Source organism: Streptomyces sp. MMG1533 (assembly GCF_001279775.1).
In the GTDB taxonomy this organism is placed as follows: domain Bacteria; phylum Actinomycetota; class Actinomycetes; order Streptomycetales; family Streptomycetaceae; genus Streptomyces.
Window position 1 is genome coordinate 1 of record NZ_LGDG01000088.1, and the last position, 1,805, is coordinate 1,805.

Annotated in this window: 2 protein-coding genes; both read right to left on the reverse strand. The window is 70.6% G+C overall.

Annotation, left to right across the window (positions count from 1 at the left end; translation table 11 throughout):
- Window positions 1–13: 13 nt before the first annotated feature.
- On the reverse strand, window positions 14–679 hold the full coding sequence (locus ADK57_RS11855) for an HAD family hydrolase (protein WP_053749369.1): 666 nt from the start codon (window positions 677–679) through the stop codon (window positions 14–16).
- 92 nt (window positions 680–771) lie between these two features.
- On the reverse strand, window positions 772–1,287 hold the full coding sequence (locus ADK57_RS11860) for a DUF6912 family protein (protein WP_053749368.1): 516 nt from the start codon (window positions 1,285–1,287) through the stop codon (window positions 772–774).
- Window positions 1,288–1,805: the final 518 nt, after the last annotated feature.

Here is a 1,805-nt window from a genome sequence, read left to right on the forward strand (position 1 = left end):
GCTCAGCGCAGCGTCACGCCGCCAACCGCTCCGCCTCCACAACAGCCTCCTCCAACGTGTCCACCACCGGCACCCCCACCACCTCAAGGCTCGCCCGCCCATGCGACCCCCCGGTGTACAACACGGCCCGCGCCCCCACATGCAGCGCCGCCACCGCATCATCGGCGGCATCCCCGATCACCACCGTACGAGCCGGATCCACCCCGACCAGCGCCCCGAGATGCCGCACCATGTGCTCCGCCTTGCTCCCCCCGGACGGCCCGACCCGCCCGTCGACACGCAAGAAGTGCGCCTCGATACCGAACCCCCGCACCAACGGCACGAGCTCGTCATGCACATACATGCTGAGGATCGACTGACTCCGCCCCGCCGACCCCCACCCGGCAAGCAGCTCCGCCGCCCCCGCGGTCAGCCCGCACCGCACCCGGTGCTCGGCGTAGTACCGATGGAAGACCTCATCCATGACCTCCCACTCGGCATCGGTCGGCAACCGCCCCATCAACCGCTCATAGAACTTCGGCACCGGCACGCAGTACAACGCCCGGTACTGCTCCATCGTGATCGGCGCCAGCCCCAACTCCGCGAACGCCGCGTTCGTCGCCCCGATGATCGCGTCATTGTCATGGAACAGCGTCCCGTTCCAGTCCCACACAATGTGCGCACCTGTCTGCTTCCCCATGTCAAAAACGTACCCGCCCTCACTGACAATCAAGAGGGCACGCAGGTCAGCGCGGCGTCATCGAAGGTTGATTCCGCCTCCATGGCCCGCCCTCACCCCCCAAGCCCCACCAGGTTCGGAATCTCCTGCGTGGCGAACCACAGCAGTTCATGATCCTCGGCCCCGTCCACCACGAACTGCGCGTCGTCGTCCCCATCGTCCGCCGCCGCCAGCGCCCCGGCCGCCGCGGCCACATCCGCCTCCGCGCCCCCGGCATCGACATGCACGGCCGCCGCCTTGGCCAACGGCACGCCCCCGGCAACCCGCACCTCACCCAGCGCCGCAGGATCAAGCGCCCGGTCGGGATCGGAGGTCGCCGCACCATCGGGCACATCCACAGCGACGACGACCCGCCGCCGCACCGCCTCGGCATCCGCCGCCAGCAACCGCAGCGAGCCCAGCGCGGCCCGGTTCAGCGCGGCGTACTCCAGTTCCTCGATGTCGTCGGACAGGTACCACTCACGCAGGGCCGGCGTAACCGCATACGCGACGAACTGCCCGCTCCCCAGCTCTCCGGTCTTGTACGCCTCGGCGAGCCCGGGAAGGGTCAGGGGAACGTAGACACGCATGGCTCGCCGCTTTCGTGGTCGAAGGCTCCTCGGGTCCTCTCGGAGGGCGTTCCGCTCCTCCGGAGGGCCTCCAGGATACGTGCGTGGGGTCCCCTTTCGAGCCCCTCCCCCCCCCCGTAAAGCCGTCCCCCCCACCCCCTGAAACCCACCCGGTACACCCCCGCCACGACGGGCTTTCCGCGCCCCCCGACCACTCTGATAGGTGAACATTCCGCCCACCCCGGCGAGGAGTCCCGCCACCTTGCCGTCGGTGTCCACCACCCCGTACAAGATCCCCAACCACGAAGTTACCGCCCGGTACCACCCGGGCCGATCGAGCGGGGACACCGATGAACAAGGTCATGACCAGGGCGAACCACCACCCCGGCGCCCGCCCGCCGAGCCGCCGCGACCCCCGCCGCCCCGGCGGCACACCACCCCGCACGCCCGGCGGAGGCACTCCCCGCACGACCACGCCCGACGGCCGCCCGCCAGGCTCACCGGGCGCGGCCGGAACGCCCACCCGCACCAGCCCGCCC

Bases quoted from the DNA above. Each gene is read 5' to 3' on its own strand.
- ADK57_RS11860 (WP_053749368.1), bottom strand. From the start codon at position 1,287: ATGCGTGTCTACGTTCCCCTGACCCTTCCCGGGCTCGCCGAGGCGTAC.
- ADK57_RS11855 (WP_053749369.1), bottom strand. From the start codon at position 679: ATGGGGAAGCAGACAGGTGCGCACATTGTGTGGGACTGGAACGGGACG.